The sequence below is a fragment of the Nocardia flavorosea genome (genome assembly GCF_015477805.1).
Classification (GTDB): domain Bacteria; phylum Actinomycetota; class Actinomycetes; order Mycobacteriales; family Mycobacteriaceae; genus Nocardia; species Nocardia flavorosea_A.
On sequence record NZ_JADLQL010000007.1, the window covers coordinates 79,597 to 96,476 of the forward strand.

16 protein-coding genes are annotated in these 16,880 nt (G+C 67.5%); 9 read left to right on the top strand and 7 right to left on the bottom strand.

The genetic code is table 11. The features are described 5' to 3' along the window. Nucleotides 1–51: 51 nt before the first annotated feature. Complete coding sequence (locus IU448_RS26375) at nt 52–852, top strand: class I SAM-dependent methyltransferase (protein WP_195058414.1); 801 nt, start codon at nt 52–54, stop codon at nt 850–852. A 207-nt stretch (nt 853–1,059) separates the two neighbouring features. Then, on the top strand, nt 1,060–1,548 hold the full coding sequence (locus IU448_RS26380) for a cupin domain-containing protein (protein WP_195058415.1): 489 nt from the start codon (nt 1,060–1,062) through the stop codon (nt 1,546–1,548). A gap of 44 nt (nt 1,549–1,592) precedes the next feature. Here the strand turns inward: IU448_RS26380 and IU448_RS26385 are convergent, their stop codons facing one another. Further along, complete coding sequence (locus IU448_RS26385; protein WP_195058416.1) at nt 1,593–2,357, bottom strand: DUF2332 domain-containing protein; 765 nt, start codon at nt 2,355–2,357, stop codon at nt 1,593–1,595. 460 nt (nt 2,358–2,817) lie between these two features. Then, nucleotides 2,818–3,405, bottom strand: coding sequence for a hypothetical protein (locus IU448_RS26390; protein WP_195058417.1), 588 nt, complete (start codon nt 3,403–3,405; stop codon nt 2,818–2,820). 187 nt (nt 3,406–3,592) lie between these two features. On the opposite strand from IU448_RS26390, the gene IU448_RS26395 reads away from it, so the two are divergent. Continuing rightward, entirely contained in the window at nt 3,593–5,149 is a 1,557-nt protein-coding gene (locus IU448_RS26395) for an MFS transporter (RefSeq protein ID WP_280457341.1), read from the top strand. Between the two features lie 50 nt (nt 5,150–5,199). Here the strand turns inward: IU448_RS26395 and IU448_RS26400 are convergent, their stop codons facing one another. Further along, a complete protein-coding gene (locus IU448_RS26400; RefSeq protein ID WP_195058418.1) occupies nt 5,200–5,541 on the bottom strand; it encodes a DUF5713 family protein in 342 nt (113 codons plus the stop codon). Nucleotides 5,542–5,643: 102 nt separating this feature from the next. Then, nucleotides 5,644–6,357 carry a GntR family transcriptional regulator gene (locus IU448_RS26405; protein ID WP_195058419.1) on the bottom strand — a complete coding sequence of 238 codons (714 nt, stop codon included), beginning with the start codon at nt 6,355–6,357 and terminating at the stop codon, nt 5,644–5,646. Nucleotides 6,358–6,456: 99 nt separating this feature from the next. Here IU448_RS26405 and IU448_RS26410 point away from each other — a divergent pair, with 99 nt between their 5' ends. From IU448_RS26410 to IU448_RS26435, 6 genes are all read left to right on the top strand, one after another. Continuing rightward, a complete protein-coding gene (locus IU448_RS26410) occupies nt 6,457–7,143 on the top strand; it encodes a phosphonatase-like hydrolase (protein ID WP_195058420.1) in 687 nt (228 codons plus the stop codon). A 33-nt stretch (nt 7,144–7,176) separates the two neighbouring features. Further along, on the top strand, nt 7,177–8,136 hold the full coding sequence (locus tag IU448_RS26415) for a phosphate/phosphite/phosphonate ABC transporter substrate-binding protein (RefSeq protein WP_195058421.1): 960 nt from the start codon (nt 7,177–7,179) through the stop codon (nt 8,134–8,136). 4 nt (nt 8,137–8,140) lie between these two features. Then, nucleotides 8,141–8,959 (top strand): phosphonate ABC transporter ATP-binding protein, encoded by an 819-nt coding sequence (gene phnC, locus IU448_RS26420; RefSeq protein WP_195058422.1) that lies wholly within the window; start codon nt 8,141–8,143, stop codon nt 8,957–8,959. Further along, complete coding sequence (gene phnE / locus IU448_RS26425; protein ID WP_195058423.1) at nt 8,956–10,548, top strand: phosphonate ABC transporter, permease protein PhnE; 1,593 nt, start codon at nt 8,956–8,958, stop codon at nt 10,546–10,548. Before phnC ends, phnE begins: the two co-directional genes overlap by 4 nt. Further along, complete coding sequence (locus tag IU448_RS26430) at nt 10,524–11,537, top strand: zinc-binding dehydrogenase (RefSeq protein ID WP_195058424.1); 1,014 nt, start codon at nt 10,524–10,526, stop codon at nt 11,535–11,537. Before phnE ends, IU448_RS26430 begins: the two co-directional genes overlap by 25 nt. A gap of 285 nt (nt 11,538–11,822) precedes the next feature. Next, entirely contained in the window at nt 11,823–12,206 is a 384-nt protein-coding gene (locus tag IU448_RS26435) for a nuclear transport factor 2 family protein (protein ID WP_195058425.1), read from the top strand. Nucleotides 12,207–12,263: 57 nt separating this feature from the next. On the opposite strand, the gene IU448_RS26440 is transcribed toward IU448_RS26435, so the two are convergent. From IU448_RS26440 to thiD, 3 genes are all read right to left on the bottom strand, one after another. Further along, nucleotides 12,264–14,345 (bottom strand): glycosyltransferase family 39 protein, encoded by a 2,082-nt coding sequence (locus IU448_RS26440; protein WP_195058426.1) that lies wholly within the window; start codon nt 14,343–14,345, stop codon nt 12,264–12,266. After that, on the bottom strand, nt 14,342–15,595 hold the full coding sequence (locus IU448_RS26445) for a bifunctional glycosyltransferase family 2/GtrA family protein (protein WP_195058427.1): 1,254 nt from the start codon (nt 15,593–15,595) through the stop codon (nt 14,342–14,344). Before IU448_RS26445 ends, IU448_RS26440 begins: the two co-directional genes overlap by 4 nt. A gap of 269 nt (nt 15,596–15,864) precedes the next feature. Continuing rightward, nucleotides 15,865–16,704 carry a bifunctional hydroxymethylpyrimidine kinase/phosphomethylpyrimidine kinase gene (gene thiD, locus IU448_RS26450; protein WP_195058428.1) on the bottom strand — a complete coding sequence of 280 codons (840 nt, stop codon included), beginning with the start codon at nt 16,702–16,704 and terminating at the stop codon, nt 15,865–15,867. Between the last annotated feature and the right edge of the window lie 176 nt (nt 16,705–16,880).

Sequence of the window (16,880 nt, forward strand, 5' to 3'; positions counted from 1 at the left end):
CGATCGTCCACCCCGTGGCCGGATTAATTGAAAACCGTTACCGTTAGTGTCATGTCTGAGAACAACGGCTCCACCCGCGCCTTCGATACCGCCGCCGCCGATTTCGATCGCCTCGGCGAGTACCTGTGGCGGCCCATTGCCGCGGCCACCTTGGCGCGCACCGCGCCGGCTGCCGGGGAGCGGGTACTCGACGCCTGCTGCGGCACCGGAGCCTCGGCGCTGCCCACTGCGGAGGCGATCGGGGCGGCGGGACGTGTTGACGCGGTCGACCTGTCGGAAGGCTTGATCGAGATCCTGCGGCAGCGAGCGGCCGGCTACTCCCAGCTGTATCCGCATATCGGTGACGTCACCGCGTGGCCGGATGGCGGCTACGACCTGGTCCAGGTGGTGCTGGGGATCTTCTTCTTCCCGGATATGACCGCTGGAACCGAATACCTGATCAGCCGGGTGCGGCCGGGCGGCCGGGCCGGATTCACGATCTGGCGGCGCGGCGCCGTGGAAACCGCTGGTAAGCATCTCGCGACGGCGGTCGCCGCGGTCACCGGCACGCCGCCACCATCGCCGCGACCGGCACATCCGGTCGACGAACTCAACCAACCGGAACCGTTCGGCACCTGGCTCGGGGAACGCGGTCTCACCGATATCACCGTCGCCGAGCACGAACTGCGGCTCTCGATGACACCCGAGATCGCATGGCTGTTGATCACGGGCTCCGGTTTTGCGGGCGCCTTCACCGAACTCGACGCAGCGCAGACCGCCGCCGTCCGCGACGCCTACCTGACCTCCCTCGACAACGCCGGAATCCGTGACCTCGACGCCACCACACTGATCGGTGTCGGAAGACGGCCGTAGCGTCGGCAGTCCTGGAACGCAAAGCGGTTTCCGGGCAGCGGAGGCATCGTGCGGTGCTCGCGGGCGATGGAGCCAAACCTCGCGACCTGCGCCGCCCCGGTTCGCCCACCTCCCCGGTACGCGTTCGCCTGCCGGTCTGCGGACAGCCGACTACAGTCGGCGCTATCGGTGAAATCGCCGGTGCCGCAAGACGAAAGAGGGCTTATCATGGCCGCTATCGGTCGTGGTGGCGTCCGCAATCCGTGGACGCAGCCGACATATGGTTACTACAACACGCAATTCGAGCAGTCGCTCACCGAGCAGGACACCGCCGGGCAGCTGACCATGATGCGGATGACGCTCAACCCCGAGTCCGCGCCGCCGCTGCATTTCCACACTCGGGAAGACGAATTCTGGACGGTGGTATCGGGCCGGGTGCGGTTCTGGCTCGGCGGCTCGACCTTGGAAAGCTGCGCGGTACAGGAAGCCGAGCCCGGCGGCTTCGTATTCGGTCCACGTAATGTCCCGCACACCTTTCAGACGATCACCGAAACCGCCGAGGTGCTGATCGGTAACACCCCGGGTGCGCTGGAGGGGTACTTCACCGGTGTCGGCGCGGCGGACGCCCGTCACGACGATGCGAACACCGATGTCCTGGGGGACTACGGGGTGTTCTTCATCGGTCCGGCACCGGTGTGGAGTGAATGGAACAGGTGATACCGGCCAACTGCCGGCGGTTCGGTGAAAGGCCGTCCGGACGTTCAGGTGCCGGTCAGCCAGCTCAGCATGCGGCCGCGGGACCAGCAGCGGCCGATCGCCTCGGCGCGTAGGGCGGCACCGTCGAATATCGCCAAGCCGAGGATGCTGTGACCGGACGCGTGCCGATCACCGAGCGTCGGTATGGCCGGAGCCACGCCGACGCCTTCGGCCGAAACCCAGGCGATCACGCGGCCGGCGGCCGATTCGTCCAGCCGGTGCAGAAACCGCTGGCGACGATCGCGCGGGAACCGGGACAGGGCCCAACTCGTGGTGACCACGGGCAGGGTGTCCGCGGGCACCCGGGCGATGGCATCAGGTAGCAGGTCGATGGGGTCGCCGCGCCGGAGCAGTGGAGTGATCGCGGTGGTCAACGCGATATCGGCGGCCAGCCGGGCCAGGAGATCGGGGCGATCCGGCGGGACACAATCCCGGAGCCATCCGGCCACGGCCGGATCGGTCACGTCGATCGGATCACTGTCGATGCCGATACGGGTGCGGACCTGCGGCATGGCGCGCGCCGGGGCGGGGTGGCGGCCGACGATTGCGGACGACAGCTGGACCGGAGAATGCGGGTCGCCCAGTGGTGGTCCGTTGCGGTAGGTGAGGCCGACGCGATCGACGGTCAGATCGAAACCGGCGCCGCAGCCCACGTCGATCAGTCCGACGGCGTTCGCACTCACCCGCCGGGCCGCCTCGGCGATGGCCGGGTACAGCACGGCGCGGGCTTGCGTCGGCGTGGGCGGGTTCCGCTGTGTGGATCGGCTCATGCAGGTGAATCGTATCGTTGAAACAACGATTGAGACCTGTGCCGGGAAGCTCCACAGAATCCGCGAGCAAGTCTCAAAACCGCGAATTGAGCGGTACGAAACGGCACGGTAGTCGAGCGAACACGCGGCGCAAGGTTCGCCAGTGCAGCGGCTACGCGAAGGACGTCGGCGGTTTTCTGCGCGATGGCGTGTACAGCCACCCTGGTGCGCCGGCTGCCAGTACCGCCGCCGGTGTCCCGCGGTGCGCCGGCGCCACTGAGCCGCTCGCGCTGATCGGCGACCACCCGGGCCGGGCCCCCGGTTACGGCGGGTCGCCGGATGCCGTTGTGTCGGCCGCCGATTCCCTGCGCCGTTTCGGTAGCGGTTCGGGGACGGAATGTCGAATGACGGTCCCGACCCGTGTATCCCAAGACGACGATATGTATCGCACCGTTATGCAACGGTGCGATACATACTGGCCTTAAAAGGCGCTACCAGTGCCCGGCAGGCCCGGCAGGCCGGTCATCGGCAGGGGCAGATGCGGCAGCGGCGGCAGGTGCAGTGCGGGGATCGCCGGCAGCAGGGCCGGCGGGGGCGGCGGGATGTAGGGGTTGGGCATATTCCAGGTCTGGGGGGCACCGCCCTGGCTGTGCCCATGGCTTGCCGGCCCGTCGTGGTCGCGGTCGCCGCCGTCGCGGTAGCCGGTGTGTGAATCGTGGCTTTCGCGATCGGTGTGACCGCTGTTGAACTGGTCGTTCCAGCCGTCGTAATTCTGGCGATTGTGGTCGCGGTATCCGTAGTGCCCGTTGTCGTCCCAGCCGAAACCGTTGTCGCCGATGCCGTAGTCGCCGGGTTTGCTGTCGCCGAGCCTGTTGTCGCCGAAGTGGTGGCCGTCGTCGCTGTCGCGGCCACCCGAACTGTGGGAGTCGCGGTCGCTGATCTGTGTCGCACTGCCCGGATCCGCGAGGGCGGCGCCGGTGGTGACGGTCAGTGGAGTGAGGGCGAGGACCGCGATCGCGGCGATCCGGGCGGCGATGCGGCGGGTGCGCTGTTCGGGGTTTCGGTTCATCGGTGGGGTCCTCACTCGTCGCGCGCCCTGCGTGCCGGTTGGTTCGTGACGTCATCGGGAGCGGTTGTCGATACATTGACTACCGTACCGCTATATAGCGGCACATTCAATAGGTGTTTGCCGATTGGGTTCATATGGCGGTGCCGGCTGCGGTCGCGTCTACCCGCCCGGTGGGTAACCTGTGCCGGTGGGGACAATCGAAAGCCATACGGGCGCAACCAAACGCCCGGGTGCGGCGCTGGCCGCGGTCACCGCCGTCGTGTTCGTGACCTTCCTGGACACCACGGTCGTCAGTGTCGCGCTCGGTGCGATCCGCAGCGAACTGAAAACCGATGTGACCGCATTGCAATGGGTCGTCAACGGCTACACCCTGGTTTTCGCGTGCCTCATGCTGGCCGGTGGATCATTCGGCGACCGCTGGGGCCGCAAACGGGTCATGATCATCGGATTGGTGATCTTCTGTGCCGGTTCGGTGGTATCGGCGGTGGCAACCAGTGCGGCGGCGCTCATCGCAGGTCGCGTGATCATGGGGGTGGGTGCGGCCGCCTCGGAACCCGGAACCCTGTCGGTACTGCGGCATATCTTCCCCGGCGAGCGAGCGCGTGCCAAGGCTCTGGGGGTATGGGCGGCGGCGTCCGGGCTGGCCCTGGCGGCCGGGCCCGTACTGGGCGGTGTGCTGGTGCACGCGTACGGGTGGCGCTCGATCTTCTGGTTCAACCTGGTGATCGGGGCGGTGGCGCTGGTCGTCGCGCTGTGGTCGGTTCCGGAAAGCGCCGATCCGCGACCCGAACCGATCGACTGGGCCGGTGCGCTGCTCGGCGCCGGATTCCTCGGGGCGATCATCTACGCGGCGACCAGCGGTGAAGAAGTGGGTTACACCGCCCCCTCGGTGATCACCTTGTTCGTCGTGGGTGCGATAGCGCTGCTCGCGTTCGTCGCGGTCGAGCGCCGGGCCCGCGCGCCCATGCTGGACTTCCGGTACCTGCGCCTGCCGACGGTGCGCAGCGCGCTGGTGGTGGCCTTTGCCGTCTACTTCGGTGTCTTCTCGATCTTTTTCTTCACGGCGCTGTACCTGCAAGTGATGCAATCGTATTCGGGCGCGCGTACCGCGACCGTGTTCGCCCCGATGGCCGCCGCCATCATCGCCGGGTCATTGGCCGCGGGCTACTGGGTGGCGCGGCACGGGCCACGGATCCCCATGCTGGCGGGTTGCGTGATCGGCGCCGGCGGAATCCTGCTGACCCGTCTCGCCCTGGCCGGGCCCGTGCAGGACCTGCCGCTCTCGGGTGCGATGGCGGTGGCGGGCGCGGGATTCGGGATCGCGGTGGTGCCGTTGACCTCGGCCGTGATGTCGGCGGTACCGCCCGAGCATTCGGGTATGGCCGCCGCGGTGACCAATACGATGCGCCAGGTCGGTTCGGCGTTCGGTGTGGCAGTGCTCGGTGTCCTGGTGAATTCGCTGCTCACCGCGGATCTGCAGCGCCGGATGACAGAGCTGGGGCTACCGCCGGAACTGCAACCGGGAGCCGTGGAGGCCGTCGAGCGCGGTGGTATTCCCGAGGGGATGGATATCACCCCGTATTTCCCCTACCTGGGCAAGTTGAACGAGGTGATCGAAACCGGGAAGGTGGCGTTCCATCACGGCCTGGACGTCGCGCTGCTGGTATCGGCGATCATGATCCTCGCCGCGGCGGTGTTCACCGCGCTGGATCCGGCAAGCCGCCGGCCCGCTCGCAGCGAGTAGGCATCCGGACCGGACGCGATCGCATCGGCTCGGCCCCGCACGCGCAGTACTCACCAATCGCGAGTGGCGATCAACTCCTCGGCGTCCGCATCGTGGAAACCGTAAGCGCCGGCCACGAACCGGAAATCCTCGCCGATCGCCTCCCGGGCGACCGTCTCGATTTCACTGCCCGCTTCCTCGAATTCGGCCGCCAGCTCGTTGAATTCCTCGGTGGCCGCATGCGTCAGGACATATAGCGCAGCCGGGCCGGTAGGCTGTTCGGCTTCGATGCGTCCGCACAATCGCTCCAGGATCGCCTTACCGCGGTCCACGACGTGGTCGGGAAAATAGCCGTCTTTGTAGAGCTGGTCGAGAAATGGGTGGGCGAGCACTTGCGGGTTGGCGATCTGCATCTGGACCTTCGATCTCGTCGTGCTCAGGCGGGACGTTCTCCGCTCCGGACGCGATCAAACTAGAGCCGCACACCGACAAGTACGTCGAACTGGTGCGCTCGGCTAGGGGGTCTGGATGGCGGTGAAGGTCATGCGGTCGCCGCGGTAGAGGGAGCGGCGGTGTTCGATGGGGGTCCCGTCGGGGTCGTAGGAGACGCGTTTGAGCAGGAACATCGGGGTGCGGGTATCGACGGTGAGCAGGGCGGCTTCGCGGGCGTCGGGCAGGGTTGTTTCGATACTGTCCACTGCCTTGGCGAAAGCAATCCCGCGACTCGCGATTTCGGCGTACAACGAACGGGTGTAGTCGAAGGTGTCGATCAGTCCGGGGTAGCGGTAGGCGGGAAGGCGAGTGGTTTCCAGGCCGAGGCGCACACCGTCGGTGGTGAGTACGCGCTCGAGCTGGACCACCGGATCGCCGGGTTCGATGGCGAGTTGGCCGGCGAGTTCGGTATCGGCGGTGAGCCGGGACCAGCCGACGAGAATGCGGGTGGCGGTGCGGCCTTCGGCGCGGGCGGCTTCGGTGTAGGAGCCGAGTGCCAGGGGGAGAACGAGTTTCGGGCCGGCCACCAGGGTCGTCTTACCCTGGCGTTCGATCCGTCCGGCGACCAGTAGTTCACGCAGTGCCTGGCGCACCGTTTCCCGGGCCACGTCGAAGCGCACCGCGAGATCGCGTTCGGAGGGGACGGCGGCGCCGATTTCCAGCCCGTCGAGCAGTTCTTCGATGCTCGCGCGCACGATCTGGTGTTTGAGAACCCGGGGTTCGACGGTCGACGTCACGGTCCAACCCTACCGCGGCGCTGGTCTATACCAGCTGTTAACCCAAGGTTCGCTCAACGGCAGTCCGCTGGTCTATACCAGCATGGCATTCTCGGACCCGTGCAAGACAATTGCGATATCGCCCTGGCAGTACTGGATATGGCCGGAACCACGGTCGCCGACGACGGCGCCGTGATCGCGGCCTTCGACGACGCAGCCACGGCAGTGGGTCTGCCGGCGACCGGACCCGAGCGGGACAAAGCGCGCCGCTACGTGCTCGACACGATGGGGCAGTCGAAAATCGTGGTCTTTCGCGCGCTTTTCGGATCCGAACACAAAGCCGCCGAAGCCAACGCGGCCTTCGAAACCGCTTACGAACGGTACGTCGACGAGGGCGCGATCAGGCCCATCGCGGGGGCCGGGGAGGCCATCGCGAAACTTCGCGCGGGCGGTATCAAGGTCGCGCTGACCACCGGATTCAGCCGCTCCACCCAGCGGCGGATCCTCACCGCCCTCGGCTGGACCGAGGTTGCCGATCTGGTGCTGGCCCCCGCCGACGCCGGGCGCGGCCGCCCCTACCCAGACCTGGTGCTCACCGCCTTGCTGCGGGCCGAGATCGACGATGTCCGCCAGATGGCGGTCGTCGGCGATACGTCCAGCGATATCACCTCCGGCCGCCGCGCCGGCGCCGCCATCGTGGCGGGGACACTCACGGGCGCGCACAACGCGCCGACCCTGCGCGCCGCGGGTGCCACCCACATCCTCGACACCGTTGCCGAACTCCCCGACCTGCTTCTACCCGTCTGACCCCGCTCGACCCGACTCCACCGAGGACGTTCCATGTTCATCCGTCGCCGTCATACCCTGGCCGCCGTACTCGCCGGCCTGGCGCTTACGCTGTCCGCCTGTTCCGGCTCCGATTCCGAAGCGCTGAACGAAAAGGGCTTCCCCGAAACCCTGACGCTCGCCGCCATCCCGGCCGAGAACTCCACCGATCTGAAAGCCAGCTACGAGCCGGTGATCGCCCTGCTGGAGCGCGAAACCGGATCGAAGATCGACTTCGTGCAGGCCTCCGACTACGCGGGGGTGATCGAGGGACTCATCGCCGGCAATGTGGATCTCACGTTCTTCGGCCCGTTCGGCTATGTCGTGGCCGGGGTGAACGGCGCGGAGATGACACCGCTGGGCGCGGTGGTGCAGGACAAGGGCACACCGCCGGGCTACCAGTCCTACGGCCTCGCCCGAGCCGACAACGACCAGATCAACGAACTCGCGGACTTCAAGGGCAAGAAGGTCTGCTTCGTCGATCCCGGTTCGACGTCCGGATTCCTCTACCCGACAGCCGGTTTGATCGAGAACGAGGTGATCGCCTCCGGGGCGGAATCGGACCTCTCGGCCGGTCTGGCGCCGATCTACGCCGGCGGTCACGACGCCTCCGCGATGGCCATCGCGTCCGGTGACTGTGATGCCGGATTCGCCTTCGACACCATGGTCGACAAAACCATGATCGAGAAGGGCGATCTGGAACCGGGCGAACTGAAAACGGTGTGGAAATCGGAGACCATCGCCGGTTCGGTGTTCGCCGCGAACAACGATCTCGGCGCCGAAGCCGTCGGCAAACTGAAGACCGTTTTCACCGAGAAGGTCAACGCCGACTACATGCTGGGCGAAGGTCTGTGCACGGGCGACTGCCGGTTCACCGACGAACGCGTGTGGGGTGTCGTGCCCGCCACCGACGCCGACTACGACGGCGTACGCCACGTCTGTGAAGTAACCGGCTCCGAGAAATGCAAGGGCTGATCCGATGCCTCCCGCGCCGCACCGTCCCACCGTCGCCGGGGACGACACCGTCATCTCCGCGCAGGCAGTCACCAAGAAATTCGGCGAAACCACCGCGCTCGACGCCGTGTCGTTCGATGTGCAGCGCAGCGAAATGGTCGTCCTGCTCGGTCTTTCCGGTTCCGGGAAATCGACCCTGCTGCGTTGTCTCAACGGCCTGCACCCGGTGAGTTCGGGCCGGATCGAGGTCGGCGGGACCCGTGTGGACCTCGCCTCCGGGGCCCACCTGCGCGCCCTGCGGCGCGAGGTGGGCTTCGTCTTTCAGCAGTTCAACCTGGTCGGGCGGCTCAGCTGCCTGGAGAACGTGCTCATCGGCGGGCTCGGCCGGATCGCGCTGCCCCGCTACGGAGCGCTCACCTACCCGAAACGGATGCGGGCCGAGGCGCTGGCGCACCTGGACCGGGTCGGGCTGGCCGATCTCGCCGAACGCCGCGCCGATACGCTCTCCGGCGGCCAGCAGCAGCGGGTCGCGATCGCGCGCACCCTCATGCAGCAGCCCAAGGTGCTGCTCGCCGACGAACCCGTCGCCTCGCTCGATCCCGAGAACGCGGGCGTGGTGATGGATCTGCTGTTCCGTGTGTGCATCGAGGAGAAACTGACGGTGCTGTGCACCCTGCACCAGGTGGATCTGGCGATGGGCTGGGCGCACCGGCTGATCGGGTTGCGGGGCGGGGCGAAGGTGCTCGACCGGCCCGCGGTGGGGTTGTCCCGCGCCGAGGTCATGGAGATCTATCAGCGGGTCGAACCGGTGGCGGCCGGGACGAAATCGGTCGGGCCACGATGAGTGCCCTGCTCGCCCCACCCCGGACGGCCGCGAAACCACCGGTACCGAATACGATTCGCGCCGTAGTGCTGCGGACCTGCGCCGCAGCCGCGGTTCTGGCCACGCTGGCCGGTGCCTGGTACATCGACTTCGCGCCCGCCACCCTCATCGACGGTCTCGACGAGATCGCCGCACTACTGGAACGGATGCTGCCGCCGCGGCTCGACGACCCCGGCCGCATCTCCGCCCTCGCCGTCGAAACCCTGCTGATGGCGGTACTCGGCACCGTACTGGCCGCGCTGGTCTCGGTGCCGCTGGCGTTCCTCGCCGCCCGTAACACCACCCCTCATCCCGTGGTCTACGGTGCGGCGAGGGGCGTCATCACGTTCTGCCGGGCAATGCCCGATCTGCTGTTCGCGGCATTGTTCGTCCGCGCACTCGGCATCGGTGTGCTGCCCGGCATTCTGGCGCTGGCGCTGCATTCGATCGGAATGCTCGGCAAACTGTTCGCCGACGCCATCGAACAGACCGATCCGGGCCCGCGGGAAGCGGTCCGCGCGACCGGCGCCGGATACTTCCCGGAGATGTCGAACGCCGTTGTTCCGCAGGCGATCCCCTCCTGGATCAGCACTTTCGTCTACCGCATCGATATCAACCTGCGGATGTCGGTGGTCCTCGGATTCGTCGGCGCGGGCGGTATCGGTTTCGCCCTGCAGGACGCGCTGCGCGGTCTGATCTACCCGCGCGCGCTCGGCATCGTCGCCGTGATCCTGGTGATCATCGCGGCCATGGAAGTGCTCACCATCGTCATCCGCCGCACCCTGCTCACGCCCTCGAAGGCGGGTCCGCGCCGGGACCGGTCGACGCGATTCGTCTTCGGCGCGCTGCTCGCCGGCACCTGTCTCGTCTCGCTGGTGGTCCTCGATATCGACCCGTTCGCGCTGCTGACCTGGCCGTGGCCTTCGTTCGAGGTCTTCGGCCGGATGTTCCCGCCGGACTTCGGCGCACTCGGCGCCGACCTGTTCGACGCCGCCGTCCAGACCATCGCCATCGGTCTGGTGGCGACCGCGATCGGGGTGGTGCTCTCGATTCCACTCGGCATTCTCGGCGCGGCCAACGTGTCCCCGCATCCGGCGTTGTACTGGGTCGCCCGGGCCTGGATCCTGGTGGTTCGCGCGGTTCCGGAACTGATCATCGCCGTCGTCTTCGTCGCCGCGCTCGGGCTCGGGCCCATCGCCGGAACATGCGCACTGGCCATCGGCTCGATCGGATTCCTCGGCAAACTCGTCGCCGATGCGGTGGAGGAGATCGACCCCGGGCCGGCGGAAGCGGTCCGGGCAGTCGGTGGCGGATGGTGGAAAACCTTGTTCGCCGCAGTCATCCCGCAGGCCGTACCGGCTTTGATCGGTTCCGGCCTCTATCTGCTCGACGTCAATATCCGCACCTCCACGGTGCTGGGCATCGTGGGTGCCGGTGGTATCGGATTCCTGCTGTTCGAAGCCATCCGGACGCTGAACTTCGATATTGCGGGCGCGATCGTGCTGGTCGTGTTCGTCATCGTCTACACCATCGAAAGGCTTTCCGGATGGATACGCTCACTCGTCGTCTGACCCGCGCGGCCGTCTGGTCCGCCGACGGGGTGCAGGTCCGTGCGGTCGAGCTACCCGCCCCGGGCCCCGGGGAACTACTGGTCCGGGTCGACTTGGCCACCGTCTGCGGTAGCGATCTGCACACCGTCTCCGGGCGGCGTCCGGCGCCGTCACCGTCGATCCTCGGACACGAGGCGGTCGGGCATGTGGTGGCCGCGGGCCCCGGTGCCGACCGTACCCTCGGCGAGCGGATCGTCTGGTCGGTCACCGCCACCTGCGGCCGGTGTGGGCGCTGCCGGCGCGGCTTCACCGCCAAATGCGAACAGGTCCGCAAGGTCGGGCACGAGGCGTTCACGGGGGACTGGCCGCTGTCCGGCGGATACGCCGAACATATTCTGCTCCCCGCCGGCGTCACCACGGTCCCGGTCCCGGAGCAGATTCCCGACGCGGTCGCCGCACCCGCCGGATGCGCGACGGCGACCGTCATGGCGGTGCTCGAGGCCGCCGGCGATATGGCAGGTCGCCGCGTTCTGATCTGTGGTGCGGGCATGCTCGGCATCACCGCTGTCGGAGCCTGTACCGAACGAGGAGCGGAGGTGCTGATCAGTGACCCGCATCCGCAGCGACAGCACCTTGCGGCGCGATTCGGCGCGACCCCGGACCCCGGTGGGACGGTGGATATCGCCCTGGACTTCTCCGGTTCACCCGACGCCGTGGCAGGCGCTCTCGCCCGCCTCGACCTCGGCGGACGGCTGGTGCTCGCCGGTTCGGTGACCCCCGGCCCCGACATCGCACTCGACCCGGAGGCCGTGGTCCGCGGCTGGCTGACCATAACCGGTGTGCACAACTACGAACCCCGCCATCTGATCCGCGCCGTGGAATTCCTGACCCGCACCACCCGGACACTGCCGTGGCCGGACCTGGTCGCCGAACCGGTCGAGCTGGTCGCGATCGGCACCGTCTTGCAGCCGCTGCCACGAACGGTTCTCCGTGCTGCTATCGCACCGTGACACCGCCGCGGAGCCATGATCGCGAGGTGCGGCGGCGGGGAATCCGCGGCTTCGTGGACAGTTCGGACGGCACTCGGGCACGCCCTACCAATTATCGGCCCCGAAGGGGGGCCGATCAGGTCGATAGCGGAACGAGTTCCTGGATCACCTTCACCTGGTGCGCGGTGCGCTGAATCGTGATTTCCGAGTTGCGCTCATCGGGCGCGCGGGCTGCGATGTTGGACTACCCTGAGCACGCGTTACGGAAAGCGTTACCCACCTGGGTAATTCGGCAAGGAGAGGTTGATGGCGGTACGGAAACTGGCGGAGGAATACTACGGGCTCATCGACGCCGGGCGGCTGGACGAGGCCACCGCGTTGATGACCGATGACGTGAAGCTGACCTTCGCGAACGCCGAACCGGTAACCGGCCGGGACGCGGCCACCGCGTCCATCCAGTACGTACTCGACCAGACCACGAAGATCGAACACAAGGTGGTGCACTGGATCGAACCGCATCCGGCCACCGACGGTGTCACCGAGGTGATGTTCGAGATCCGGATCCACTACTGGCTGAAGAGCGGTAAAGAGGTCGAGATCCCGGGCGCGGTGTACGCGTCGGTGAACGCGGACAACAAGTTCACCGAGCAGCGTCTCTACGGTGATCTCACCGAGGTATTCACCGGCTGATTCCGCCTTGGCGCAGGCAGCCCCGGGCGAATGAGTCCGGGGCTGCCTGTTTTGCGGCTATTTCGGTGCTGTCAGGTCGTAGACCGTGACGCCGTCCACTTCCTGCGCGGTGAAATGCTCTTGCACCCACTGCGTGATTTCCGAACCGGTTCCGCTGCGCCCACCCGGGCCGCCGCCATTACCGCCGAGGAAGTAGTGGATCTGCCCGGATTCGACGTACTGCCGGAACTGTTCCAGCGTGGGCGAGGGATCGCTGCCGTTGAACCCGCCGATCGGCATGATCGGCTCCGCGGTGGCCAGCTGGTATCCGACCGCGCTGTTGGATGCCACGGTGGCCGCCGCCCAGGTGTAGGCATCGGCGTTTTCCGTCAGCAACGCCACCAGGGCGTCGCTCGGTTCGCTCGCACCCATCACGCCACCGCCGGGGCCACCGCCCATACCGCCGGGAGGACCCATCCCGTCGCCCGGCCCGCCGTCATCCGCGGTCCTGCTGTTGCCCGGGGCCACGCCGGTTGCACCGCCCGGCCCGCCGTCGATACGGCCGGTAGCGCCGGAGCCGCCGATCCCGGTGCCGCCGGGCGCAGCGGACCTATCGGCCGCCGCGCCCGGTCCGCCGTCGTCGTGCCGGTTGCCCGGCGGTCGCATACCGCCGAACATCCCGGAGTCCGGTCCGGCAGTCGGGATCGGACCACTATGCCCGGAATTCAGTGTGTCGACGGTGAATGCGATCGGTCCGGCCAAGCCGACCGTCGCGGCGAGCAGGGCGGCCGGCACCGCGGCACGACGGGGGAGCGGTAGCAGCAGCGACAAAGTCGCGACGATGCCGCAGACCAGGACGGACCAACGCAGCCACGGCAGGAAATCCGTGGTGCGCGACAGCAGCATCCACGCGGTCGCAGCGGTCAGGCCGACCGCAGTCGCCGCCAGGACCCGCACCCACCAGCGTGATCTGTTGCGCCAGAACAACACCGAACCGATACCCACCAGCGCGGCGATCGCGGGCGCCAGCGCCACCGTGTAGTACTGGTGGAAAATTCCCGCCATGAAACTGAACACGAGCCCGGTGACCAGCAACCAGCCGGCCCACAGCAGCACCTGTGCTCGCGCAGAGTCGGTGCGTGCGGCCCGGCCGCGCAACAGCAAGCCCGCGACCAGCGCGATCAGTGCCGCCGGAAGCAACCAGGCGATCTGCCCGCCCTGGGCCTGGTCGAACATCCGGGCTATCCCGGTCTGCCCCCACATTCCATTTCCGCCCGGCGGTAATTCGCCCCCTGGGCCGACGCTTCCGGTCTCGTTGCCGTTCAACCGGCCCAGCCCGTTGTAGCCGAGCGTGAGCTCGATAATCGAATTGTTCTGCGATCCACCGATATAGGGCCGGGAATCGGCCGGCCACAATTCCACGGTCAGCAGCCACCAACCGGCCGCGACGACCATGGCCGCGCCCGCGGCGAGCAACTGCGCGATCCGCTTACCGAGCTTCGGCGGACCCGCGAACAGGTACACCAGCGTGAGTACCGGCACCACCAGCATGACCTGCAACTGTTTTGCCAGGAATCCGAAACCGATGCAGGCGCCGGTGAGCACAAGCCAGCGCCAGCGGCCGTCGTCCAGTGCGCGTGTCATCGCCCACACCGCGGCGACCATCAGCAACACCAGCAGCGCATCGGGATTGTTGAACCGGAACATGAGGGCGAAAACCGGTGTCACCGCAGCGACGAGACCGGCGATCAGCCCCGCCGCGGGGCCGGACGAACGCCGGACGGTGGCCCAGAGCAGCGCTACCGTCGCCGAACCCAGCAGGACCTGCGGAACCAGCATGCTCCAGTTGTTCAACCCGAACATCCGGACCGACAGCTCCATCACCCACAGCGAGGCAGGCGGTTTGTCCACGGTGATGGAATTCGCGGCATCGGAGGAGCCGAAGAAGAACGCCTTCCACGATTGCGAACCGGCCTGGACGGCAGCGGAATAGAAGGAGTTCGCCCAGCCGTTCGCGCTCAAGTTGTACAGGTAGGACAGTCCGGTGGCGAGCAGTAGTACCGCCAGCGCCGGGTACTCCCAGCGGCCGGCACGTGCGGGGCCGGAACCGGCGGCTTCGGCGGTTTCGGCGGTCAGGGATGGAACGACGGTGAGGGTCATCGGGCGGCCTCCGCGGTGAGCGGCGCGCGCCGGGCCGGATCGCGGAACACCCAGCGCAGTCCGACGAAACGCATCAGGGTCGCGATCAGATTCGCAACCACCAGGACGAGTAGTTCGAGGTGTACGGGCGCCGCGGGCGCCCAACGATGCAGCGCGAACAGCGAACCGCCGGTCACCAGCAGGCCGAACCCGAATATCAGCAGCCCCTGGAACTGATGCGACACCATACCGCTCTGTCCGCGTACCCCGAAGGTGAATGCGCGGTTGACGGCGGTATTCGCCACCGCCGTGATGAGCAGCGCCGCGAAGTTCGCGACCTGCGGGCCGGTCACCGGCTGCATCAGCAGATAGAGCAGCACATAAGCGAGTGTGGAACCGGTACCGACCAGCGCGAACCTGATCAACTGCCCGATCATGCCCAACGGCACCCCCGGGACCAGCGGTTCCCGGCCTACCGCGCGGCGTAGTTCGGCCAGCGGTAACGACCCGGTGGCCAATGCCCGGCCCATCCGCCAGATCCCCTGCAGATCCTTGCGGGCGGTATCGACGATATCCACCCGGCTGTCGGGATCATCGATCCAATCCACCGGAATCTCATGGATGCGCAGCCCGGCCCGTTCGGCCAGCACCAGCAGTTCGGTATCGAAGAACCATTCGCCGTCTTCGACCAGCGGCAGCAGTGTGCGCGCCACCTCTGTGCGCATGGCTTTGAAGCCACATTGGGCGTCGGAGAATCGGGTCCGCAGCGATGCCTTCAACAGCAGGTTGTAGCAGCGGGAGATGAATTCGCGTTTCGGTCCGCGCACCACCCGGGAGCCGGTGATCAGCCGGGTTCCGACCGCCAGATCGGAATGGCCGGAGACCAACGGTGCGACCAGTGGCAGCAGGGCGTCGAGATCGGTCGACAGATCGACATCCATATAGGCGACGACCTGAGCGTCCGACTCCTGCCACACGGTTCGCAGGGCCCGGCCGCGGCCCTTGGCGGCGAGATGCACGACGCGTACATCGTCGAGTTCGGCGGCGAGCAGTTCGGCCACCGCCGGCGTGGCATCGGTGCTGGCGTTATCGGCGACGGTGATCCGGGCGGGGAAAGGGAATCCGCTGCCCAGATATTCGTGCAGGCGGCGCACACAGACGCCGAGGTCGGTCTCTTCGTTGTACACGGGGACGACCACATCCAGCACGGGGGGCGATGATGGGCCGTCGACTTGTTCCGCCGCTCCGGCGACGGTCACGGTCTCGGTCATATCGACCAGAGTCGACCGGCGCGCTGGGGCCGGGCTCCAGCGAACCATGGAGGTTGCTGGGAGCGTCTATCGACGCCCTGGTCCGGGAGGCGGTGGGCGAATCCGGTGATGTTGCCGGACCCGGCGGCACCACCGGGCACGGTTCGGCTGGGCGCCGATGCATCGGCGGCTCGGCTACGGGACAGATGGAACCTCGTTGTTCTCGTCACGCCGTTGTGGTGCTGCTCCGTAACGCCCTCAGTATGCGCGCGGGCACCGACAAGTTCGGGTCAGTGCAGCCGCCACAGCGGGGATACCGGACCGTGTCCCTTGCCCAGATCGTAGGCGGCATCGAGGCAACGCCGGGTCCATTCCTTGGCGAACTCGAAGGCGTCGGGCACCGAGTAGCCGTTGGCGAGGGCGCAGGCCAGGGCGGCTGCCAGGGTGTCGCCGCCGCCGTGGTCGTTACCGGTGGCGATGCGGGGAGCCCGGAACTCCAGGAAGCGCTCGCCGTCGAACAGCAGGTCCGTGCTGTCGGCAGAGGTACGCAGATGCCCGCCCTTCACCACCACCCATTGCGGGCCGAGCGCGTGCAGGGCCTCGGCCGCCGTCCGCGCCGAGGCCGCATCGGTGACCTGGACCCCGGTCAGCAATCGGATCTCATCCAGATTCGGTGTGACGATAGTGGCCAGCGGGAACAGTGTGTGGCGCATTGCGTCCAGGGCCTCGGTGTGCAGGAGGGGGTCGCCGTGCATGGACGCCGCGACGGGATCCACCACCAGTGGCGCCGAGCCGGCACGCCCGATCCCGACCTCCCGGCAGACGGCGGCTACCGCCTCGATGATGTCACTGGCGGCGAGCATTCCCGTTTTCGCGGCGCCGACACCGATATCGCCGGCCACCGACCGCACCTGATCGGCCACCACCTCCGGCGGAACCTCGTGGAAACCGCTCACTCCCACCGAGTTCTGTACGGTTACCGCGGCAATCGCCACCAGCGCATGCACTCCGCACAGCGTCATGGTGCGGGTATCGGCCTGGATCCCGGCGCCGCCACCCGAGTCGGTCCCGGCGATCGTGAGCACCCGCACCGGGGTCTGTCCCGGTGGGGTCAACGGCAACAACTTCACGCAGTCACCCTACGTGGGCCTGGTCGCGGCCGGGTTCGGTCCCAGCGGGTCCGGCCGAGTGGGTGGGCGAGGAACGCTGATCCCGGCGCCGGCGCCGGCGGTCGCCGATCGACACCTCGACCCGCCGCCGGTATCGGTCACGCACCGGTTGCCCGTGAAAACGCGGCGGGATTTCG